This window comes from Stenotrophomonas sp. SI-NJAU-1, from assembly GCF_020883215.1.
Classification (GTDB): Bacteria; Pseudomonadota; Gammaproteobacteria; order Xanthomonadales; family Xanthomonadaceae; genus Stenotrophomonas; species Stenotrophomonas indicatrix.
In genome coordinates this window covers 4,083,980-4,105,799 of sequence record NZ_CP086598.1, presented here as the reverse complement: position 1 = coordinate 4,105,799, position 21,820 = coordinate 4,083,980, and the positions used below count along the sequence as shown (strand labels likewise).

Annotated in this window: 17 protein-coding genes; 10 read left to right on the top strand and 7 right to left on the bottom strand. The window is 66.9% G+C overall.

The features are described 5' to 3' along the window. The first annotated feature begins 60 nt into the window (after positions 1 to 60). Both LMF57_RS18680 and LMF57_RS18675 read left to right on the top strand, forming a co-directional pair. Complete coding sequence (locus LMF57_RS18680; protein WP_025874572.1) at positions 61 to 309, top strand: hypothetical protein; 249 nt, start codon at positions 61 to 63, stop codon at positions 307 to 309. Positions 310 to 399: 90 nt separating this feature from the next. Beyond that, positions 400 to 2,826 carry a DUF3772 domain-containing protein gene (locus LMF57_RS18675; RefSeq protein WP_229290369.1) on the top strand — a complete coding sequence of 809 codons (2,427 nt, stop codon included), beginning with the start codon at positions 400 to 402 and terminating at the stop codon, positions 2,824 to 2,826. Positions 2,827 to 3,472: 646 nt separating this feature from the next. Here LMF57_RS18675 and LMF57_RS18670 read toward each other — a convergent pair. Both LMF57_RS18670 and LMF57_RS18665 read right to left on the bottom strand, forming a co-directional pair. Beyond that, on the bottom strand, positions 3,473 to 5,578 hold the full coding sequence (locus LMF57_RS18670; protein WP_229290368.1) for a phosphoglycerol transferase I: 2,106 nt from the start codon (positions 5,576 to 5,578) through the stop codon (positions 3,473 to 3,475). Positions 5,579 to 5,839: 261 nt separating this feature from the next. Continuing rightward, a complete protein-coding gene (locus LMF57_RS18665) occupies positions 5,840 to 7,483 on the bottom strand; it encodes an AarF/UbiB family protein (protein WP_223483053.1) in 1,644 nt (547 codons plus the stop codon). Between the two features lie 212 nt (positions 7,484 to 7,695). On the opposite strand from LMF57_RS18665, the gene LMF57_RS18660 reads away from it, so the two are divergent. Next, positions 7,696 to 8,622, top strand: coding sequence for a DUF808 domain-containing protein (locus LMF57_RS18660; RefSeq protein ID WP_117311618.1), 927 nt, complete (start codon positions 7,696 to 7,698; stop codon positions 8,620 to 8,622). Between the two features lie 650 nt (positions 8,623 to 9,272). Here the strand turns inward: LMF57_RS18660 and LMF57_RS18655 are convergent. Next, the gene (locus LMF57_RS18655) at positions 9,273 to 10,811 is read right to left on the bottom strand and encodes a GGDEF domain-containing protein (protein WP_208081531.1); all 1,539 of its coding nucleotides are present in this window, start codon (positions 10,809 to 10,811) and stop codon (positions 9,273 to 9,275) included. 105 nt (positions 10,812 to 10,916) lie between these two features. Here LMF57_RS18655 and LMF57_RS18650 point away from each other — a divergent pair, with 105 nt between their 5' ends. The 3 genes from LMF57_RS18650 (at position 10,917) to LMF57_RS18640 (ending at position 12,957) form a co-directional block, all read left to right on the top strand. Continuing rightward, on the top strand, positions 10,917 to 11,552 hold the full coding sequence (locus tag LMF57_RS18650; protein ID WP_117311615.1) for an NAD-dependent epimerase/dehydratase family protein: 636 nt from the start codon (positions 10,917 to 10,919) through the stop codon (positions 11,550 to 11,552). After that, on the top strand, positions 11,552 to 12,259 hold the full coding sequence (locus LMF57_RS18645) for a YafY family protein (protein ID WP_088101778.1): 708 nt from the start codon (positions 11,552 to 11,554) through the stop codon (positions 12,257 to 12,259). Before LMF57_RS18650 ends, LMF57_RS18645 begins: the two co-directional genes overlap by 1 nt. A 311-nt stretch (positions 12,260 to 12,570) precedes the next feature. Next, positions 12,571 to 12,957, top strand: a complete 387-nt coding sequence (locus tag LMF57_RS18640; protein ID WP_117311613.1) for a VOC family protein — start codon at positions 12,571 to 12,573, stop codon at positions 12,955 to 12,957. 172 nt (positions 12,958 to 13,129) lie between these two features. On the opposite strand, the gene LMF57_RS18635 is transcribed toward LMF57_RS18640, so the two are convergent. Genes LMF57_RS18635 through pdhA form a run of 4 tightly spaced genes read right to left on the bottom strand, consistent with a single transcriptional unit; the run spans position 13,130 to position 17,018 of the window. Beyond that, positions 13,130 to 14,524: a dihydrolipoamide acetyltransferase family protein gene (locus LMF57_RS18635; protein ID WP_208081532.1), complete on the bottom strand. Its 1,395-nt coding sequence runs from the start codon at positions 14,522 to 14,524 to the stop codon at positions 13,130 to 13,132. Further along, positions 14,521 to 14,874 carry an SH3 domain-containing protein gene (locus LMF57_RS18630; protein ID WP_025874583.1) on the bottom strand — a complete coding sequence of 118 codons (354 nt, stop codon included), beginning with the start codon at positions 14,872 to 14,874 and terminating at the stop codon, positions 14,521 to 14,523. Before LMF57_RS18630 ends, LMF57_RS18635 begins: the two co-directional genes overlap by 4 nt. 1 nt (position 14,875) lies before the next feature. Then, positions 14,876 to 15,943 (bottom strand): alpha-ketoacid dehydrogenase subunit beta, encoded by a 1,068-nt coding sequence (locus LMF57_RS18625; protein ID WP_025874584.1) that lies wholly within the window; start codon positions 15,941 to 15,943, stop codon positions 14,876 to 14,878. After that, positions 15,936 to 17,018 carry a pyruvate dehydrogenase (acetyl-transferring) E1 component subunit alpha gene (pdhA, locus tag LMF57_RS18620; RefSeq protein ID WP_032976633.1) on the bottom strand — a complete coding sequence of 361 codons (1,083 nt, stop codon included), beginning with the start codon at positions 17,016 to 17,018 and terminating at the stop codon, positions 15,936 to 15,938. Before pdhA ends, LMF57_RS18625 begins: the two co-directional genes overlap by 8 nt. A gap of 326 nt (positions 17,019 to 17,344) precedes the next feature. On the opposite strand from pdhA, the gene LMF57_RS18615 reads away from it, so the two are divergent. The 4 genes from LMF57_RS18615 to LMF57_RS18600 all read left to right on the top strand — a co-directional run bounded on the left by LMF57_RS18615 (position 17,345) and on the right by LMF57_RS18600 (position 21,778). Further along, positions 17,345 to 18,220 carry a tryptophan 2,3-dioxygenase family protein gene (locus LMF57_RS18615; protein ID WP_025874586.1) on the top strand — a complete coding sequence of 292 codons (876 nt, stop codon included), beginning with the start codon at positions 17,345 to 17,347 and terminating at the stop codon, positions 18,218 to 18,220. Between the two features lie 179 nt (positions 18,221 to 18,399). Next, positions 18,400 to 19,899 (top strand): oligopeptide:H+ symporter, encoded by a 1,500-nt coding sequence (locus tag LMF57_RS18610; RefSeq protein ID WP_117311609.1) that lies wholly within the window; start codon positions 18,400 to 18,402, stop codon positions 19,897 to 19,899. Positions 19,900 to 19,915: 16 nt separating this feature from the next. Next, the gene (locus tag LMF57_RS18605; protein ID WP_208081534.1) at positions 19,916 to 20,518 is read left to right on the top strand and encodes a thioredoxin family protein; all 603 of its coding nucleotides are present in this window, start codon (positions 19,916 to 19,918) and stop codon (positions 20,516 to 20,518) included. 120 nt (positions 20,519 to 20,638) lie between these two features. Further along, positions 20,639 to 21,778, top strand: coding sequence for a hypothetical protein (locus LMF57_RS18600; RefSeq protein WP_229290367.1), 1,140 nt, complete (start codon positions 20,639 to 20,641; stop codon positions 21,776 to 21,778). The last annotated feature ends 42 nt before the right edge of the window (positions 21,779 to 21,820 follow it).

Below are 21,820 nucleotides of genomic sequence, written 5' to 3'. Positions count from 1 at the left end.
CGCAGCGGTATGCTTCGGCCAGCGCCGCGTTTTTCCGATCCAACCGAAGTGGAGGTGCCGATGTACCAGGTGATCCTGTTGAAGAGTGAAACCCAGTTCGCCCGCGAGCAGTGGCCGCAGGTCGACGATCTGGTGGACTACGAAGGCGTGGCCTACAGCCTGCGCGCCGGGCCGCGCCAGCCGTTGCCGACCGACCACGCCTGGCACCCGATCGCGGTGTATGCGCCGGATGAGATCACCGAGGAAGAATTCCAGGACTGGTACGCGCTGCAGCAGCCGCAGGTTGAAGAGCTGCGCCTGAAGTACTGAGCCGCAGCCAGCGGCCAGCGCCCGCGCATCCGCCGTTTACGGTACCTGCCGTATAGTCGCGCGCAGGCGCGGTGGTCCGCGCAAAACGGTATGGCTGGCTTGTCTTCCTTCTTCCGAACGATCCTGGTGCGTGGCCCGTGGTTGGCCCTGCTGTTGTGCTGCACGCTGCTGCTGGCTGTGCCGGCGCTGGCCCAGGATGACGACCCCACGCCCAAGCAGCAGCTGGCCCAGATCGACAGCACGCTGAAGGATATCGAGCGCAAGCGCGTTGATGCTGCAGCGGTGGAAACCCTGTCGATGCTGTCCGAGGAGGCTTCGCAGGCGCGACGCGATGCTGAAGCCCTGGAGAAGGCGCTGCAGCCGCAGCTGGATCGGCTCGACGAACAGCTGGCGCAGTTGGGTACGCCCGCCGAGGGAACCACCGAGCCGCCGGAGCTGGTGACGCAACGGCGGACCATTACCCGCCAGCGCGATGGCCTGATGGCCTCAATGGCGCAGGCAAAGGCCAGCGCGGTGCGCGCCCAGCAGATGGCGGCCGACATCGACCAGCAACGCACGGCACAGCGCACGGAGGAACTGGGGCAGAAGGTGGCCTCGCCGCTGTCTCCTGCGCTGTGGACCAAGGTGGCCGAGCGCTTGCCGATCGATATCGCACGCGTCGCCCCGCTGGCGCAGATGGGCCGGGATGCGCTGGTCGCCGGCATCCGTACCCATGGTTGGGGCACCCTGCTGCTGGGCGTGGCAGCTGCACTGGTGATGATGTTCCCGCTGCGCCTGTGGCTGCGCGCGCTGGGACGGCGGTTTGCTGCATCCGAACGTGCGCCTGACGGCCGACTGCGCCGTTCCGGGCTCGCCATGTGGCTGCTGCTGGTCGGTACGCTGCTGCCCGGCTACGCCGTGGTGGTGCTGATGGCGGCACTGGATGCGATCAATGCGATCGCACCGCGCCTGCAGGTGGTGGCCGAGGGGATTGAGACTGCCACCTTCCGCGCGGCCTTCATTGCCGCGCTCAGCGCCTGCATGCTGGTACCCCAGCGCCCGTCATGGCGCCTGTTGAATCTCGATGACACCGCCGCGCTGAAGCTGCGCAAATACGCCTGGGGTGCGGCGGCCCTGGCCTGGTTGAGCACGGTGCTGGTGGCTGTCGACCAAGCCACCCGCACCAGCGACGTCACCACGGTGGCGCTGGACGGCGTGATCGCGCTGACCTATCTGGGCCTGATCATGGCCATGCTGGTGACCCTGGCGCGCCTGCACCGCCGGCAGACCGCCGAGGCCGAGGCGAAGCTGGAAGCGCAGGCCGACGGCCAGGGCGCGGCCGTTCCGGTGCGGCGCAGCAGCTGGCTGGTGCTGGCACGTGTGGCTGGCAACATCGCCGTGGTGGCCGCGATCATCGCCACCCTGATGGGCTATGTGAACTTCGCCAAGTTCGTCAACCAGCAGCTGATCGGCGGCAGCATCGTGGTGCTGGCGGCGACGCTGCTGTTCAAGTTCGTCGACGATTTCTCCACCTGGCTGCTCAACGCCGACAGCAAGGTCGGCCAGACCATCCTGCTCAGCACCGGCCTGAGCGTGTCGCGGCTGGAGCAGGCCGGTGTGCTGCTGTCTGCCGTGCTGCGCACGTTCGTGGTGCTGATCGCGTTGCTGGCGCTGGCGGCGCCGTTCGGCAACATCGGCTCGGTGGTCGAGCGCGTCGCTTCGCTGGCCAACGGCATTCCCATCGGCGACATCACTCTCAAGCCCGCACGTATCGCCATCGCGCTGCTGGTGATGCTGGTCGGGTTGGGGCTGACGCAGCTGCTGCAGCGCTGGTTGACCGACACTTACCTGCCCAAGACCGAGCTGGACCTGGGCGCGCGCAATTCAATCAGCACCATCACCCGCTACGTGGGCATCATCCTGGTGGGGTTGTGGGCACTGACCGCGATGGGCCTGAACCTGAAGAACCTGGCGTTGCTGGTCAGTGCGCTGTCGGTAGGTATCGGTTTCGGCCTGCAGGCGATCATCCAGAACTTCGTCTCCGGCCTGATCCTGCTGGCCGAACGGCCGGTGAAGATCGGTGACTGGGTGAAGCTGGGCGATCAGGAAGGCGACATCCGCCGCATCAACGTGCGCTCCACCGAGATCCAGGTGGGGGACAAGTCGACGTTGATCGTGCCCAATTCGGAACTGATCACCAAGACCATCCGCAACATGACGATGGGCAACAACCAGGGCCGCATCCAGATCCAGTTCGCGGTGCCGGCCAGCACCGATGTGGCGGGGCTGCGACAGGCGCTGCTGGACGCCTATGGAGCCCACGACACGGTGCTGCCGCAGCCGGCGCCGGCGGTGTACATCGACGGCATCGCTGGTGGCCAGATCACCATCAACAGTTTCGCCTACGTGGTTAGCCCACGGCAGGTGTACGGCACGCGCAGCGATCTGTATTTCAGCCTGCTGCAGATCCTGGCCGAGCGGCACATCCCGCTGTCCACGCCGACCGACATCCACATCACCCGCGATCCGCCGCAGTAAGAGGGTGGGTCGGCAGGGCTGCGCCCTGCACCCGCGGTAGTGCCGGCCGCTGGCCGGCAACCTCAGGAGCAACAGCAAAAGCAAAAGCAAAAGCGGGTTTCCTGTGGGATGGCGGGGTGGGTCCGGTTGCGGGGGACGCTGCAAGTACGTCCCTGTAAGCTCGGTCGCGCCATCCATGGCGCTCACGCCCCCGCAACCGGACCCACCCCGCCTTCGACAGATTCCCGCGATCTGTCGGAACGGTGTTCTGTGTTGCTGTTGATGGGTGTCGACCTTGGTCGACACGTAGATCCACGCCATGCGTGGATGCTCTTCGATGAACTGTCGAAATATTCGATTTCATGCAGATGGGGTCAGATCCGTTTTCCGTAAGAAAACGGATCTGACCCCGGATTGATTTCCATATCTGACAGAAGTGTCGACCAAGGTCGACACCTACCGACAGCTGCAGGAATCTGTCAGAGGCGGGGCGGTGTGGGTTGGCAGGACCGTTGGCGCCATGGATGGCGCCATCGAGCCCCCAAGGACGGGTTTACGGCGTGTCCTGCCAACCCACACCGCCCCGCCATCCCGCGGAACACCAGCTTTGCTGTTGCTGTCGCTTCGGCTCGTAGCAGGTGAAGGGCGCAGCCCTGCCGAACCCCCTTTACCCCCGCGGTCGGCCGCGCGAGGGCACCAGTGCGAAGGTATCCACCGCCAGCGTCTCGGCATGGTTCAGCCACGCGCGGATTTCCAGATCATCCACTTCGTGGTCGAGCCCGAACGATACGTTGATCTTGCCGTCCGCATCGGGCTGCACCCACTGCTGGGCCAGCACCACCTTGCGCTGCGAGGACACCGCTTCGATCCAGAAACCGCGATCCGGGCGCGTGCTCGCCACCAGCTGCAGCATGTACTGGCCGGCGCGGGTACGGCGGCCCTTCTGCGTGATCATGTGTGCCTGGCGCACGCTGGGGCGGGGGCCCTGGAAGGCATCCAGTGGTGCATCCACGTCGATGCCGTTGCGCAGCTGGCCATCGCGGTACAGCTTGATGCCGTTGTCGCGGTTCACCAGCAGCGCGCACCAGTCGCCGTCGGCCGAGCCATCCTCGAACGCGGTGCAGCGATCAACGTAGGCGAGCGTGTTGTCCGGGTCGGCATCGTCGAACTGGCGCGAGGTGTTTTCCAGATACACCGATTTCAGGTCCCAGTCCTTGTCGTATTCCAGCAGCACCGGCGGCTGCACGTGCTGCAGGCCCACCACCACCTGGTCGTCGCCGTCGATCTTCAGCTGCCGCGTCGGCTCACCCAGCCACAGCGAGCGGGCGAAGGCCAGGTACTGCGGATAGTCGCGGCCGCCATCGCGGCGTGCCGCGGCGCTGGCACTCGGCGCGCGCTTGTCGTCCAGCAGCGAACGGCCAAAGCCCATCGTCTGCAGGTTCGGATCGAGCAGGCTGAGCAGGGTGGCCCCGGAATCCAGGGTCGAGCCGTCTTCAGCGGCCAGCTGGCGCGGGGCGACGCCATCACCGAGGAACAACAGCAGGTTCTCGCGCTTCTGCCTGGTCAGGATATGGCTGAGGTCATTGGGCATGGCCAGGTGATCGGAGGCGATCACGATCAACGTGTCCTTGCCGTAGGGGCTGGCCTGGATGCGTTCGACCAGCTGCGAGATCAGGCGGTCGGTGCACTTGAGCGCATTGAGCATGCCGATGTTGCCATACTGGCTCTGGTAGCGCTCGCCCTTGCACGCCACCGGCAGGTGCCCGGCCGGGTGGTGCGTGTCCATGGTCAGCGTGGTCAGCATGAACGGCACATCCTGTCGCGACAGCTGCTCGAAGCGCTGGTAGGCGGTGTCCAGCAGCACGTCGTCATGCACGCCCCACGCCGAGTAGTGGATGCGGCCGATCTTCTTCTGCTGCTTGAACCACGCCAGGTCATGCACTTCATCGAAGCCGTGGCTGGCCAGGAACTGGCCCTTGCCGGCGAACTGGCCGTTGGCACCACCCAGGTAATGGTTGGTGTAGCCCTGCTGCTTGAGGTAATCGCCCAGGCACACGGCCTTGGGCAGGAAGCTGCCCATGCGGTCCATGCTGTTCTCATCACCCTGCGAGGTGGTCAGCGGCACGCCGCACATCGACGACACCAGGCCGGCGATGGTCCAGCCACCGCCTTCGGCCGAGGCCAGGCCGCGTACATCCAGCGACCTGGCCGCCAGGCGGTTGAGATTGGGCATCAGGCCGGGAAACACGGCCTCATCCAGATAGGTGCGCTCCAGGCTCTCGCCGTAGATCCAGACGATGTTGCGTGGGCGCTGCAGGGCCTGCGTGGGCACCTGGTATTCGGGGGCGATACGGGCGAAATCCACCGGGCGCAGCTGCTGATAGAGGCGCTGCCCGTCACGTGCCAATGGACTGATCATGATCGTGGCCACCCACAGCGCGGCGAAACCGGCAAACCACGCACCACCGGCCGTGGGGCGGCGCCAACGCTTCACCCGCGTAGCGAACAGCGGCAGCAGCGACACGGCGGCCAGCACGATGAAGCCGGCGATATAGCCCTTGAAGTCGGCGACACCGGCGCCTTCCATGTCCGCACCCAGGTGGTACAGGGTGGCGGCGTTGAGCCCGTCACCGGACAGCTTGTCGATCAGCCACCAGGCACTGAGCGCCAGCAGCAACAGCGAGAACAAGCCTGCTTTCCACCACACCCACTTTGCGGACGCGAGGAACAACCAGGACAGCAGCAACAGCGACAGCAGCAGAATCCAGAGCATAGGCAGCTTCGGCAGTGACGGGGTGGCGATGGACGTCGTACCGACGCGTGTCCATCCGACCGGCGCTGCTGCAAGCACATCTGCATGACAGGCCGATGACCCGATAGTGCATGCACGAACCTGACTGAAATGTTTGTTGAAATCGTGCGCGCGATATCACGCTGCGAACGTAAATCGAGCGTGAAAACTCACGCTCGATTGCATTAAAAACCTGCATGAATGCACTGTTTTCGCTGATCCACGTCGAGCGTGGATGCGACACTATCGATGCCCGCGTTCCTCGCGCGAACGCGCACGGCGATCGAACAACAATGCGCTGGTCACGATGCCCAGCCCAAGCACCACGCCGATCAGCAACAGCACCAGTGCGATGGCGGGATAGCCCAGCACATGCCAGCCGGTGTCGATCTTCATCATCATTGCCGCCGCCATGATCAACGCGGCGCTGATGATGCCGGCGGCCACGCGGTTGGCGATCTTCTGCAGGTTCTCCATCAGCCGCGATTCTTCCAGCCCGGTCACCTTCATCTGCAGGCGGTTCTCGGCCAGCAGCGCCATGATGTCCGACAGCTTGCGCGGCCCGTCGCGCAGCAGTTGCTGCAGCTCCATCGCCTCGCTGGCCAGGTTGGCGGCCGACAGCGATTTTTTCAGGCGCGCGCGCATCACGTGCTGCAGCTGGCGTTCGACGATGCGGCGCGTGTCCAGATCCGGTGCCAGCAGGCGGCATACGGTTTCAAGGTTGAGCAGCGCCTTGCCGAGCAGGCTCAGCTCCGGCGGCGTGCGCAACCCGGATGAGGTGGCGATGCGCACCATGTCCAGCACCACGCGCCCTTCGGAGAAATTCGCGCTGGCGGCATAGCGTGCGATCAGCTGGCCGGTCTCGCGCAGGTAGCGCTCCTCATCGAATGCCTCCAGCCGCGTGCTGATGCTGATCAGGTCGTCGGCCACTTCCTCGCCGCGGCCATCGACGGCGGCAAACAGGATCTTCAGCAGGCGCTCGCGCAGCCGCGGCGGCATGTGCGCGACCATGCCCAGGTCGAAGATGGCCAAGCGCCCATCAGGCATCACCCGCAGGTTGCCGGGGTGCGGGTCGGCGTGGATTTCGCCGTGCACGAAGATCTGGTCCAGATAGCCGCGGATCAGCGCCGCCGCCAGCGGGTCCATCGCCTGTTCGGTGCGGCGCACATCGGGAATGGCATCCACGCGCACGCCGGTGGCCAGTTCCATGGTCAGCACGCGATGGCTGCTGTAGTCCCACAGCGGCTGCGGAATCCACAGGCGCCGGAACGGTTTCAAATGCCGGCCGAAGCGCGACAGGTTCTCGGCCTCGGCGTGGTAGTCCAGCTCCTGCATCAGCGTCTTGGCGAATTCATTGAGCCAGTCGCGCAGGCGCACGCGGCGGCCGATCTGGGTCAGGTGGTCGGCGGCCAGGGCGAAGCTGCGCAGTACTTCCAGGTCCGAGCGCAGCTGCGCGGCTACCTCCGGTTTCTGCACTTTCACCGCCACCTCGCGGCCGTCATGCAGCACCGCGCGGTGCACCTGGGCAATCGACGCACAGCCCAGCGGCTGCGGATCGAATGCGGCGAACAGCTTGTTCACCGGCGCCCCCAGCTCCTGCTCGACGATGGCGTGGATGCGTTCGACCGGAATCGGCGCCACCTTCTCCTGCATGCGCTCCAGTGCGGTGGCGAACTCCACCGGCACCATGTCCGGGCGGGTCGACAGCATCTGTCCGAGTTTGACGAAGGTGGGCCCCAGCGCTTCCAGGTCACTGACGAACTGCTCCGGATTGCCGTCCGGTGGCACGTCGGTGTGGCTGCCGGCAGCGTCCAGGTTCATGCCGGAGAACACCCCGGAGTGCCGGTAGCGCATCAGCAGGCGCAGGATCTGGCTGCGCCGGTTCATGCCCCTGATCAGCGGCGGATTGCCTGTGGCGGTGGACGGATTGCTCAAACGACACTCCTTGAAGACGACGACCCGATGTCCGTGATCCCGCCGCTGGCGGGACCGGATTACGCTTCCAGTGTCCCTGCCGCCCGGTGGGCGCGCGGTGAACCCGCTACCGCAGGTGGCACCGGATCGGTCAGAATCCGCTCATTCCCTTTACTGGATCCCCCATGGCCGGTGCCAGCCTGTTTGCCCTGCTCGACGATATCGCCTCCCTGCTCGACGACGTCTCGGTGCTGACCAAGGTCGCTGCCAAGAAGACCGCTGGCGTGCTGGGCGACGACCTGGCGCTGAACGCGCAGCAGGTAACCGGCGTCAACGCCAACCGTGAACTGCCGGTGGTATGGGCGGTGGCCAAGGGCTCGCTGGTGAACAAGGTGATCCTGGTGCCGGCGGCGCTGGCGATCAGCGCGCTGGAAGCCTGGCTGCACAGCCGCGGCTGGAACGTGCCGCTGATCGTGCCGCTGATGATGATCGGCGGCGCCTTCCTGTGCTTCGAGGGCGTGGAGAAGCTGGCGCACCGGTTCCTGCATTCGGCCGATGAGGACGCCGAACACCAGGCCGAGCTGCGCAAGGCGCTGGCCGATGCGCAGGTGGACATGGTCGCGTGGGAAAAGGACAAGGTGAAGGGCGCGATCCGCACCGACTTCATTCTCTCCGCCGAAATCATCGTGCTGTCGCTGGGCGTGGTTGCGACGGCGTCGTTCATCAACCAAGTCAGTACCCTGGTGGTGATCGCGCTGGCGATGACGGTGTTCGTCTACGGGCTGGTAGCCGGCATCGTCAAGCTGGACGACCTGGGCCTGTACCTGTCGCGCAAGGGCGCGGCGCTGGCGGCAGTCGGCCGTGGCCTGCTGGTGTCGGCACCGTGGCTGATGAAGTTCCTGTCGGTGGCCGGTACCGCAGCGATGTTCCTGGTTGGTGGCGGCATCCTGGTGCACAACGTGCCGGCGCTGCACCACGCGGTGCAGGCGCTGGGCGGTGAGGGCCAGTGGGGCTGGCTGGTCAACGCGCTGGGCAACATGGTGGTCGGCATCATCGCCGGTGCCATCGTGCTGGCGGCGGTGACCGGGTTCCAGAAGCTGCGCGGCAAGTAAGCGCCGGCGCGTTGCCCGGAGGCCGACCTTGGTCGGCGGTTTGTTGCCCGCACGTGCCAACCAAGGTTGGCACCTACCCAGCGGTTTCCGGCGCTTGTCCGGTAGAGGCCGACCTTGGTCGGCGGTTTGTTGCCCGCGCGTGCCAACCAAGGTTGGCACCTACCCAGCGGATTCCGGCGCCTTGGTCGGCGGTTTGTTGCCCGCACGTGCCAACCAAGGTTGGGACCTTCCCAGCGGTTTCCGGCGCTTTGCCCGGTAGACGCCGACCTTGGTCGGCGGTTCGTTGCCCGCACGTGCCAACCAAGGTTGGCACCTACCAAGCGGTTTCCGGCGCCTTGCCCGGCGGTTTGTTGCCCGCACGTGCCAACCAAGGTTGGGACCTTCCCAGCGGTTTCCGGCGCTTGTCCGGTAGAGGCCGACCTTGGTCGGCGGTTTGTTGCCCGCGCGTGCCAACCAAGGTTGGCACCTACCAAGCGGTTTCCGGCGCCTTGCCCGGTAGAGGCCGACCTTGGTCGGCGGTTTGTTGCCCGCACGTGCCAACCAAGGTTGGGACCTTCCCAGCGGTTTCCGGCGCTTTGCCCGGTAGACGCCGACCTTGGTCGGCGGTTTTGTTCCCGCAAGCACCAACCAAGGTTGGCACCACCGACGAGCTAGCCCGCGTGTACCCGGTTCTTGCCTTCGCGCTTGGCTACATACAGCGCGTCATCGGCGCGCCGCAGCAGCGTATCGGCATCGTCTCCTGGCTGCCATTGCGCCAGCCCCGCGCTGAAATGCACGGGGATGCGTCGCTCCTGCAGGGTCAGCACGCGATGCGCCAGTGAGCGCTGCAGCCGCTGCACCGTGGCCATGCTGTCCGCGCCGGGGGTTTCGGGAAGCACCAGCACGAACTCGTCGCCGCCCAGCCGGGCGATGCCATCGGTGGCACGCAGCAGCAGACGGCACACCGCCACCAGGTGCTGCAGCAGCGCGTCGCCGCCGGCATGGCCGTGTTCGTCGTTGGTCCGGTGGAAATCATCCAGGTCGATCACCGCCAATCCGAGCGGCGAGTGGTTGCGTGCGGCGCGGGCCAGCTCGCGCTGCAGCAGTTCATCCAGGCCACGCCGGTTCAGGGCCTGGGTCAACGGGTCGATACGCGCCAGATCGCCGGCCGCGCGCAGATCCTGTTCCAGCTGGTTGATGCGCTGTTCGGCGCGTTCCACTTCCTGCCGCGCGCTGGCCAGGTGATCGCGCGCCTGCGCCGCCTGCTGCTGCACTTTTCCGGTGTCCTGCATCACTTCCTGCAGCAGGTGGTTGAGGTCGGCGATGCTGCGCGCCTCGCGCAACTGCAGCGCGTAGCTGCCGATGCGGTCGTGGTATTCGCCGGTGCTGGCAGCCATCCCATCCATGCGTTCGATGAACTCGCCCATCAAGCTGCGCATGGCCGCTTTCGAATCGTCGATTCCCTGCCGCAGCAGGCCCTGCTTGTAGATCACCTCGCGCAGCTCGGCGCGGGTGCGCTCGACCGATTCGGCTTCCAGCGGCCCGGCCAGCAACTGGCGCACGGCCGCGATCTGTCCCTGCAGCCAGCTGCGGTCATCCAGCAGCTCGCTGACGTTCTCCAGCAGCAGGGCGAACAACTCAAGCAACAACGCCTGCTGTTCCTGCCAGCTTTCGGCGCGCACGCCGATCTGGTGGCCCAGCTCGCGCGCGCCCTGTTCGATCGGTTCCAGTGCCGCGCCCGGTTGCCATTGGCGCAGGCGTACGGCCAGGGCCTGCGCCTGCTCGCGCAGGTCGGGATCGTGCTGCAGCAGCGCGACCACCGCGCCGCCCAGCAGCAACCGCAGCTGCTCGGACAGGCGCAGGCTGTCGGGCTGCCCATCGGGCGAGTGCTGGTCGATGGTGCGGATGTATTTATCGATCAGCTGCCGCATCGCCCGGCCATAGCGCGGCCAGTCGGCACTGGCCTGCGCCGATTGCAGGCGATCACCCATGTCGCCCAGCTCACCCGGCAGGGTGGCCATGCCATTGGCGAAGGCGGCCAGCAGCGGCTCGGGGGCATCGGCCCCGGCAAACAGCTGCTGCAACGCCACGCTGCTACCGCCCTGCAGTACCACCCGATCGCCGCGCCCGTCATCGACCACCGCGCGCACGCGCGCAGGCGGCCCGATGGCGGTGCCGGGGACAGGGCGGGGGTCGGGCTGGTCCGTCATGGAACGCATCCTGGGATGGCAGGGGGCTGGTCACAGCATATCGGCGCAACCGGCGGTGGCTTGAACCGATAGGATGGGCGACAGGATGCCGCAGTGGAGGTGGGTATGCGTGTGATGTTGCTGGGGGCGACGGGACTGGTCGGAGGCCACGCCCTGTCGCAGCTGCTGGCCGACCCCCGCTGCAGCGCCGTGGTCGCGCCCAGCCGTCGTCCGCTGGCTGCGCCGCACGGGAAACTGCACAACCCGGTGCTCGACTTCGCTCGGCTGCCCGATGCGCCGGACTGGGCCCGGGTGGACGCGGTGATCTGCGCCCTGGGCAGCACCATCGCCCAAGCCGGCAGCCGCGAGGCGTTCCATCGCATCGACCACGATTACCCGCTGGCCTTCGCCCGCCTGGCCCTTGCGCAGGGTGCCCAGGCCTTCGCGCTGAACTCGGCCGCAGGCGCCAACCCGCGTTCGTCGATCTTCTACAGCCGGGTCAAAGGCGAGCTGGAGCGCGACCTGCGCGCGTTGGGTTTCCCGTCGCTGACGCTGGTGCGGCCGGGGCTGATCGGCGGTGAGCGGCAGGAGGTCCGCCGTGGCGAACACTTCGCGCTGCAGGTGCTGGGTGTGCTGGGGCCGGTGTTGCCACGTGCCTGGCGGATCAATCCGGCACCGGTGATTGCCCACGCGCTGGTGGATGCGGCGCTGGCGGCAAAGCCGGGCGAGCACGTGGTGCCGTCGCGCGATCTGGTCGGCTGATGTCGCGCGCGCTGCGCCTGAACCAGCTGCTGCAGGTGCTGCGCCGCCATCGCCGGCCGGTGGCCGGGCAGGCGCTGGCCGAGGAACTGGGCATCAGCCTGCGTACGCTGTACCGCGATATTGAAACGCTGCGCGAGCAGGGCGCCGACCTGCGCGGGGAAGCCGGTGTCGGCTACCAGCTGGAACCGGGCGATGTGCTGCCGCCGCTGACCTTGCCACCGGCCGAGATCGACGCGCTGGTGCTGGGCCTGCGCTGGGTGGCGGCACGCACCGAGCCGGCCCTGGCCGAGGCCGCACGTGATGCCTTGGCGCGCATTGCGCATGTGCTTCCGGCGGCGCGACGCGATGCGCTGCGTGACAGCGGCCTGCGGGTGGGGCCATCGCGTACGACGGCCAAGGTACCCCCGGCGCGGCTGCAGGCTGTACGCGAAGCGGTGGGCACGCAGCAGCGGCTGCAGTTCGCCTATGAAGATGCGCAGGGCAGGCGTACCGAGCGCGTGGTCTGGCCGTTCGCCCTTGGGTACTTCGATGAAGTGCCGATGCTGGCGGCGTGGTGCGAGGGCCGCGAGGACTTCCGTCATTTCCGCCTGGATCGCATTCGCCATGCGCGTGCGTTGGAAGAGCACTACCTGGTGCCACGCGCGACCTTGTTGCGGCGCTGGCAGAAGGCGCAGGGCATCGCCCCGGATTGGCTGGACCGTTCGTGACGAGGTCGAGCTTGCTCGACCGCTTCTGGTCGTTGCTCTGGCTTTGGTAGGTGTCGAGCTTGCTCGACGCTCTTGCTCTTCGCTCTCTGCGCTCGGTAGGTGTCGAGCTTGCTCGACGCTCTTGCTCTTCGCTCTCTGCGCTCGGTAGGTGTCGAGCTTGCTCGACGCTCTTGCTCTTCGCGGAGAGCAGTCGAGCAAGCTCGACGTCTACCAAAGGCAGAGCAAAGGCAGTCGAGCCTGCTCGACACTGCTGACAGGATCTGTCAGCAGGGCGGGGCCACCATGACCGCTCCCAACCACGGAGCTTTCCCATGTTCAAGCCAAGCACCCTGCTGCAGTACGTGCGCGACGTTGCCACCAGCGCCACCTTCTACAGCGGCATCCTCGGCACGTCACCGGTCGAACAGTCACCCGGCTTTGCCCTGTTCCTGCTCGGCGATGGCGCCGCGCTTGGCCTGTGGCAGCGCGATGACGTGCAGCCGCCGGTGGATGCGGAAGGCGGTGCAGCCGAGCTGGCGATGGTGGTGGCAGATGCAGCAACGGTGCAGCGCATGCACGACGAGTGGCGCGGGCTTGGCGTGCGCATCGCCCAGGCGCCGGTAACGCTGGAATTCGGCCACACCTTCGTCGGTGTCGACCCCGATGGCCACCGGCTGCGTGTCTACAGCCGGGCCGAGGGCATGGTCGCGCGCGATTGATCCAGGAATTTCGTATAGCAGAGCCCAAGCTCGGCTTGCTTCATGCCTTCATCCACGCATGGCGTGGATCTACTGAAAAGCAGCCGAGCATGGCTAGGCGACATAGTGGAGCATGCACAAAAAAACGCCGGGCATTGCCCGGCGTTTCTTGTGTTTCAGAGGTGGTGGCCGATCAGCTGGCCAGCGCCAGATCGTCCATCATCGCGCGCAGGAAGCGGGCCGCTTCGCCGCCGGTGGCCGCGCGGTGGTCGAAGGTCACCGACAGCGGAATGACCTTGTGCGCTTCCACGCCGCCCATCACCGGGGTCATCTGGTGGCGGGCACGGCCGGCACCGACGATGGCCACGCACGGCGGCACCACGACCGGGGTCGCGTAGCGGCCGGCGAACATGCCGAAGTTGGACAGCGAGATGGTGTAGCCGCTCAGTTCCGAGGCCGCGATCGAACGCGCTTCCACCTGCTCGCGCAGGCGGTTCACGCCTTCACGGATGCCACGCGCGTCGAGCATGTCGGCGTTGCGCAGGGCCGGCACGAACAGGCCGTCGTCGGTATCCACGGCGATGCCGATGTCCACCTGCGCGTGCAGGGTGCGGGTCAGCGCTTCACCGTCGAACCAGGCGTTCATCGCCGGCACCTTCTGCGCGGCGACCACGATCGAGCGCACCAGGCGCGCGGTGACGTCGTTGCCCGGCAGCCAGGCGTGGATGTCGGCGTCGTCGTTCAGCGTGGTCGGCACGACCTTGCTGTGCGCATCGGCCATGACGCGGGCCATGTTGCGGCGCACGCCCTTCAGCGGTTCCGGCTGGCCCTTGGCGACCACGCCCGGCGGCTGGGTGCGCATCGGCTTGCCGGCAGCGGACAGCGGGGTGCGTGCGTCGGACGGTACCGGTGCGGCCACCTGGGCCGGCGGCGGTGCGGCGGCAGCCGGTGCAGCAACCGCTGCCGGTGCCGCGCCGATCTTCGCGCTGCCATCGGCGGCGGCCTGCTTGACGTCGGCCATGGTCACCGCGCCATCGGCGCCGGTGGCACGTACGCGGCTCAGGTCCACGCCCAGCTTGCGCGCGGTGGCACGCACCGCCGGCACGGCCTTGACGCCGCCCACGGCCAGCGCCTGTTCGGCATGCACCGCGTTGGAGCTCTGCATCGCGCCGACCACGGTGCCGGCGTCATCACGCTCGGCGGCAGCCGGCTTGGCTTCTTCAGCGGCCACCGGGGCGGCTGCGGTGGGCAGCGGCGGCGGCGTCGGAGCTGCGGCGGCAGCCGGAGCGGCATGGCCGTGGCTGTGCCCGGTGTCCTGGCCATCAGCGCGCTGCGGCAGGTTCGGGTCCAGCGCGAAGCTGGCCAGCACCGCGCCGGTCGGGATGATGTCGCCGGCAGCGCCGGACAGCTTCAGCACCGTGCCGGAGAACGGCGAGGGCACTTCGACGACGGCCTTGGCGGTCTCCATCGAGACCAGCGGCTCGTCCAGCTTGATCACATCGCCTTCCTTGACGAACCACTCGACGATGGTCGCGTCCGGCAGGCCTTCGCCCAGGTCGGGCAGGTTGAAGTTCTTGGTCTGGCTCATTTGCAGTTCTCTTCCAGCAGTTCCAGTTCGCGGGCAGGCAACCAGCCCGTCGCGCCATTGGCGCGCTCGGACCACCACCACCCGCCGTGTTCGTGATGAAGCTTGACCATCTCGCCGTTCTCCACATCCAGCTCGCGGGCGTCGTAGTCGCGCAGGGCTTCGGCGCGACCATCGTCCAACAGCTGCAACCACGCTACCGGTGCCCATCCGGCGCGCCCATCGCTGGTGCGCACCCAGGCAAACGCCGGCCATTCCTCGTCACGTACACCTACTTCGACGATCTGGCCGGTGCGGAACCGGAGCGGGTTGGGATACTGGCTGCGGTAAGCCCCGAGAAGGCGGGCCCGCATGTCAGCCTGCCGCCACCGCGCGCTTGGCCGCCGCCACGATCCGCTCCACGCTCGGCAGATACTTCATCTCCAGGCGGAACAGCGGAATGTGGGTGTCGTAACCGGTGACGCGCTCGACCGGAGCCAGCAGGTCGTAGATCGATTCCTCGGCCAGGCGTGCGGCGATTTCCGCGCCGAAGCCCGCGGTCTTCGGGGCCTCCTGCACGATCACGCAGCGGCCGGTCTTGGCCACCGACTCGGCGATGGTGGCAAAGTCCAGCGGACGCAGCGTAGCAACGTCGATGACTTCGGCACTGATGCCTTCGCCGGCCAGCTTGTCGGCCGCTTCCAGCGCTTCCTTCACCTGCGCACCCCAGGTCACCAGGGTCACGTCGGTGCCATCGCGCAGCACGAAGCACACGTCCAGCGGCAGGGCTTCGCCGTCGTTGACGACCACTTCCTTGTACTGGCGGTAGATGCGCTTGGGCTCCATGTAGATCACCGGATCCGGCTCGCGGATCGCGGCCAGCAGCAGGCCATAGGCGCGCTGCGGCGAGGACGGCAGCACCACGCGCAGGCCCGGTACGTTGGTGAAGATCGCTTCGTTGGCCTCGCTGTGGTGCTCCGGCGCACGGATGCCGCCACCCCACGGCACGCGCAGCACCATCGGGCAGTGCAGGCGGCCACGGGTGCGGTAACGCAGGCGCGCGGCGTGGCAGATGATGTGGTCGACCATCGGGTACATGAAGCCATCGAACTGCGCTTCGGCCACCGGCTTCATGCCCTGTGCGGCCAGGCCGATGGTGAGGCCGGCGATGGTGGTTTCATCCAGCGGGGTGTCGAGGATGCGGTCGGCGCCGAAGCGCTGCTGCAGGCCGGCGGTGGCGCGGAACACGCCGCCGTTGACGCCCACGTCTTCGCCCAGCACCAGCACCGACTTGTCGTGCTCCAGCTCCCAGGCCAGCGCCTGGGTGATGGCTTCGATGAGGGTGATCGGGGTGTCGGTCATGTTCTGTTCTCCGCGCGCGACGGCAGCGCTGTCGGCGGCGTTGGTGTGCGCGCTGGACGCGCCGTTCTTGATCTCATCCATGGCGCTGCTCCAGGGCGATGGCCTGGGCACGCTGGGCCAGCAGGTCCTGCGGCGGGTCGGCATAGAGGAAATCGAACATCGCCTCGACCGGCTGCACCGGCGTGTTGAGGTACAGGTTCACTTCCTCGTCCACGCGCTTGCCGCACTCGGCGGTCCAGGCAGCTTCTTCTTCCTCGCTCCAGACACCGGCGTTGGTCAGGTACTTGCGCAGGCGCAGCATCGGCTCGCGCTGCCAGGCATCCTTCACTTCGGCGTCGTCGCGGTAGCGGCGCGCGTCATCGGCGGTGGTGTGGTCGGACAGGCGGTAGGTCATCAGTTCCAGCACGGTGCCGCCGTCGCCGGCCAGCGCACGCTCGCGCGCCTGCAGCATGGCGGCCATCACCGCGATCAGGTCGTTGCCGTCCACCTGCAGGCAGTGCAGGCCGCCGGCCAGGCCCTTCTGTGCCAGCGTCTCGGCACCGGTCTGGGCCGAACGCGGGACCGAGATGGCCCAGCCGTTGTTGACGATGCACAGGATCAGCGGCAGCTTGTAGGCACCGGCCGAATTCAGGGCCGCGTAGAAGTCGGTCTTGGAACTGCCACCGTCGCCGCATACGGCCACCGCGATCTGCGGTTCCTTGTTGAGCTTGAACTTCAGCGCAGCGCCTGCGGCGTGCAGGCACTGGGTGGAAATCGGCACGCAGAACGGGAAGTCCTTGGCGGCATTGCCGCCGTAGTCGTTGCCGCGCTCGTCGCCGCCCCAGTACATCAGCACGTCGTGCGGGCGCACGCCACGCATGAACATCGCGCCGTACTCGCGGTAGGACGGTGCGAACACGTCGTCCTTCTGCATCGAGGCGCCGATGCCCACATGCGCGGCTTCGTGGCCGAGGCAGGCCGCGTAGGTGCCCAGCTTGCCGGTGCGCTGCAGCGCGATCGACTTGCCGTCGAACACGCGCACGAACAGCATCTGCTTGAACATCGGCAGCAACGCGCGTGGGTCGCGCAGGGCTTCGGGCAGGTCATCGCGGACGAGCGTGCCGTCCGTGTCCAGATACTGCAGGTATTCGATCTTGAACTCAGCGGCAACCGTCATTGCGTACTGCACCTTCGACAGAGAAGTTACAAATGATATGAATCGCCATGTTAAGGAATGCGTACGAAAAAGCCGTCCTGCGGCGCAGCACGGCCCACCGGCCTTTGTACCCCCTTCCAGGTGCATGATGCCAATAACTTCAACGTATTCAGCCATTGCTGCAAAGCATCACAAGCGACCCTGGGCTGAGCGCCAGTAGAACGGCGCAAACGGTTCCACGCGCAACCACCGTTCCACAGCCCGAACCGCACGCCCCGGTACGGTCATCGCGGCTGCCAGCGCGGCGGCAACGCGCTACCCTTGCCGCCCCCGATCTGGTCCCGCCCATGTCCGTCGACAACAACCAACGCGATCTCGAAGCCGGTATCCACACCGATCTGCAGGGGCGGCTGACCTACGGCGGCTACCTGCGGCTGGACCAGCTGCTCAGCGCGCAGCAGCCGCTGTCCAACCCGCCGCATCACGACGAGATGCTCTTCATCATCCAGCACCAGACCTCCGAGCTGTGGTTGAAGCTGCTGGGCCACGAGCTGGGTGCGGCGATCGGCTTCCTGCAGCGCGATGAGGTCTGGCAGTGCCGCAAGGTGCTGGCGCGCAGCAAGCAGGTGCTGCGCCAGCTGACCGAGCAGTGGTCGGTGCTGGAAACGCTCACCCCGTCCGAGTACATGGGCTTCCGCGACGTGCTGGGTCCGTCCTCGGGCTTCCAGTCGCTGCAGTACCGCTACATCGAGTTCCTGCTGGGCAACAAGAACGCGCAGATGCTGCAGGTGTTCGAGCACGACACGGCCGGGCAGGCGCAGCTGCGCACCGTGCTGGAGGCGCCGAGCCTGTACGAGGAATTCCTGAAGTACCTGGCCCGCTTCGGCCACGCCGTACCGGCGGTGTACGAGGCGCACGACTGGACCCAGCCGCACGTGGCCGACGACAGCCTGCAGCCGGTCTTCGAACGCATCTACCAGGACACCGACCGCTACTGGCGCGAGTACGCGCTGTGCGAGGACCTGGTGGACCTGGAAACGGCTTTCCAGCTGTGGCGGTTCCGCCACATGCGCACGGTGATGCGGGTGATCGGCTTCAAGCGCGGCACCGGCGGCTCGTCCGGCGTGGGCTTCCTGGCCAAGGCGCTGGAACTGACCTTCTTCCCTGAATTGTTCCAGGTACGCACCACCCTGCAGGCCGCGCCCCCGCCGGATCTGGCCTGATCCCCATTCAGCTTGGCCGCCCGCGGCTGGCTGGATCGTTTCAGATGCAAGTTCAGCGAGCAGGCTGCGACCTGCCTCAAACGGCGTGTATTTGACGTGAACGCCAGAATTCGGTGATCCTCGCGCGTTGCTTCACCGCACATCGGACGTGCCTCCATCCACCGAACCAGGAATTCCGCATGAGCGTAAACGCCACTGCGAACACCCCAGAGCCGGCGCTGCCGGACTTCAACACCACGATGGGCCACCCGCGCCCGTTGTGGATGCTGTTCATGACCGAGTTCTGGGAGCGCTTTGCGTTCTACGGCATCCGCTGGGCGTTGGTGCTGTACATCGTTGCCCAGTTCTACAACGGCAACGCCGCCGGTGAAGGCGACGCCAGCCGCATCTACGGCGCCTACCTGGCGCTGGTGTACGCCGCAGCCATCTTCGGCGGTTATGTGGCCGACCGCGTTCTGGGGTACCAGCGCTCGATCCTGACCGGCGCGATCATCATGGCCGTCGGCCTGTTCATGATCTCGCTGCCGCAGGAGCACATCTTCAAGCTCGGCCTGGCCACGATCATTGTCGGCAACGGTCTGTTCAAGCCCAACATCTCGACCATGGTCGGCAAGCTGTACGGCCTGAAGGACGAACGCCGCGACTCGGGCTTCACCATCTTCTACATGGGCATCAACATCGGCGCGATGATCGCTCCGGTGCTGACCGAGTACCTGGCCCGCAAGGTCTTCGGCACCTCGGAAATGCCGTCGTACAAGGTCGTGTTCATCGCTTCCGGCGTGGGCATGCTGATCTCGCTGGTGTGGTTCTACATCGGTCGTGCCGGCCTGAAGGGCATCGGCGCACCGCCGGCCGGTGCCGAAGGTTTCGGCCGCATCGTGATGGTGCTGGCCGGCTCGGTCGTGGCCATTCCGGTGGCCTACTTCCTGCTCGCCACCGGCGCCACCGCGCTGGCGTGGATCCTCGGCGTGATGTTTGCCGCGCTGGCCGTGCTGCTGCTGGTGGAAGGCATCCGCGAGGGCAAGGTGCAGCGCGACCGCGTGATCGCCATGCTGATCATCTTCGCCTTCAACGTCATGTTCTGGATGTTCTTCGAACAGGCCGGCAGTTCCTTCACCTTCCTGGCCGAGAACATCGTCAACCGCCAGCTGGGTGATTGGACCTTCCCGACCGCGTGGTTCCAGTCGGTCAACTCGGTGGCGATCATCACCCTGGCGCCGATCATCGCCTGGATCTGGGTGGCCCTGGGCCGCGCCAATCCGTCCATTCCGCGCAAGTTCGGCCTCGGCCTGCTGTTCAACGGCGCGGCCTTCGCCCTGCTGATGTTCGCCCTGTCGACCATGGTCGTGGACGGCAAGATCCCGTTCTGGACCCTGTTCATGGTCTACGTCATCCAGTCCGTCGGTGAGCTGTGCCTGTCGCCGATCGGCCTGTCGATGGTGACCAAGCTGGCCCCGGTGCGCCTGGTCGGCTTCGGCATGGGCGGCTGGTTCCTGTCCACCGGCATCGGCAACAACCTGTCAGGCATCTTCGCCGGTGCGGTCAGCGGTGAAGGCGGCATGACGGTCGAATCGGCCCTGAAGGGGTATACCTTCGGCTTCTGGGCCTTGATCGGTTCGGGTGTGGTCCTGTTCCTGGTCGCGCCGCTGATCAACAAGCTGATGCATGGCGTGAAGTAATGAGAGGGTAGTGGGCATGCGTACAACGTTCGGTGGTGCAGTGGTGGCAGTGGTGTGTGCGGCGCTGATCGGCGCCTGTTCGCAGCCTCAACCTCCCGCGGCCCCTGAGCCCACGCAGCCCCTCGACACCCGCCCCACCGAGCCACCGGTCGCTGACCCCAGCGAACCGGTGGTCTCGGGCAACACCCCGGCGGCGGCCGATATCGCCGCCATTGCCGGGCTTGGCGCACAGTTCGACCCGGCCCGCGACCCCGCTGCCGACCTGGAAACGGCCAAGGTCGAGGCCCAGCGCGGCAACAAGCGCATCCTCCTGGAAGTGGGCAACGCTGCGTGCGAGCCCTGCCATGCGCTGGATGAAGCCGTGGAAGGCAATGGCGATCTGCGCCGCTTCCGTGATGCCCACTACGTGTGGGTGAAGGTCAACGACAGCGCCGAGAACCCGAACGCGGCCTTCCTGGGCCAGTTCCCGCCGTTCGAGGGCGAGTACCCGCGCCTGCTGGTGATCGATGCCGACGGCACCCTGCTGGCGCCGCAGCCCAGCGAAGCAATGCGCAAGGGCAATGCCGTGCAGACCGCACGCGTGATGGCGTTCCTCAAGCAGTGGGCGCCTGACCGGTAGCGCCCGGCGTTTCCCGCCCGCTGCCTGGACATCCACGCGTGGCGTGGATCTACAGATCATTACCCTTCGGCCGCTAATGGCAAGGACCTCACTGCGCCACCCGGCGCGACCGGAGCGCCCATGCACAGCGACCACGCCGAACGCCTGCCCGAACCTGCCAGCCCGTTGGCCGAAGGAGAGGCGCCCGATGGCGTGAGCCTGCCTGCGCAGGAAACCCTGCTGGACGACGCCGGCACCGGCGAAGACACGCTGGAGTTGGCACCGCCGCGGCATCGGCTGCCGCAGATCGCCCTGCCCGACAACGTGGTGCTGAAAGGCGCGGTGCAGAAGCTGGTGGAACAGAAGGCGCGGCTGGATCGACTCGCCGCCGAAGGACAGCTGGCCGGACTGCTGCCGCCGGAATGGCACGGCAACGGCGTTCGTGCCATCGACCTGTCCAGTTTCGTGCAGGGCGTGCTGCCGTTCCTGCAGCCCGCTGAGCGCGGTGAAACCGCACCGGCCCGCCTGCCGGTGCGCCATGTGCTGGGCGACGACAGCCGCTGGGGCCTGGCCGACGTACCCGAGCCGAAGTCACTGGCCTGGTACCTGGCCAGTGATGACCGCGCCAACGCGGGCAGCAAGGATGTCGCCGAGGCTTACCTGGTCGGCGCGCTTGGCCTGGCCTGGATGCAGGAAGGGCGCAGCCGTCCCGGCTTCCTGCGTGCGATGGACCAGGATAGCCTGGCGGCCCGGGTGACCATGCTGGGCTACCCGCCGCCGAGCGAGCTGGCGTTGTACAGCGTGACCGCACACGGCCAGCCGCAGATCTGGTGTGTGCATGGGCGGCGCAGGCTGCGTCCGCTGGTGGCGCCATGGCTGAGCGTGCCGCTGCTGACCGCCTATGGCGTGCCGGCACCGGTGGCGTGGCCGGGCAGCTTCCCGCCCGTCGAGGCCGTGGCCGAGGCGATTGCCGCCGCGCGTCCGGGCAAGCTGCTGCCGGAAGTGGATCTGGGCAGAGTGGTGGCGAAGATCGCCGAAGATGCCTCGTCCGAAGCGTGGCAGCCGGTCAGCCTGCTGCAGCTCAACACCTGGTCGCCGCGCTGGCCGTTCTTCCTGGGGACGTTCGTCGGCCTGCCGTCGCTGCTGCTGGTTACTGCTGCACTGGCGTTGCCCGGGGCAGTCGAAGCGGCCACTGTCGCCGCATCGCTGGGCTTTGCAGGTGGCGCCATCGGCGCGCTTGCGGTGCCGTGGATCCATGCGCGGCGCAAGCATCTGAGCTGATCGAGTGGGTCATCCCCGCATGGCGAGGATCTGTCGATCCTT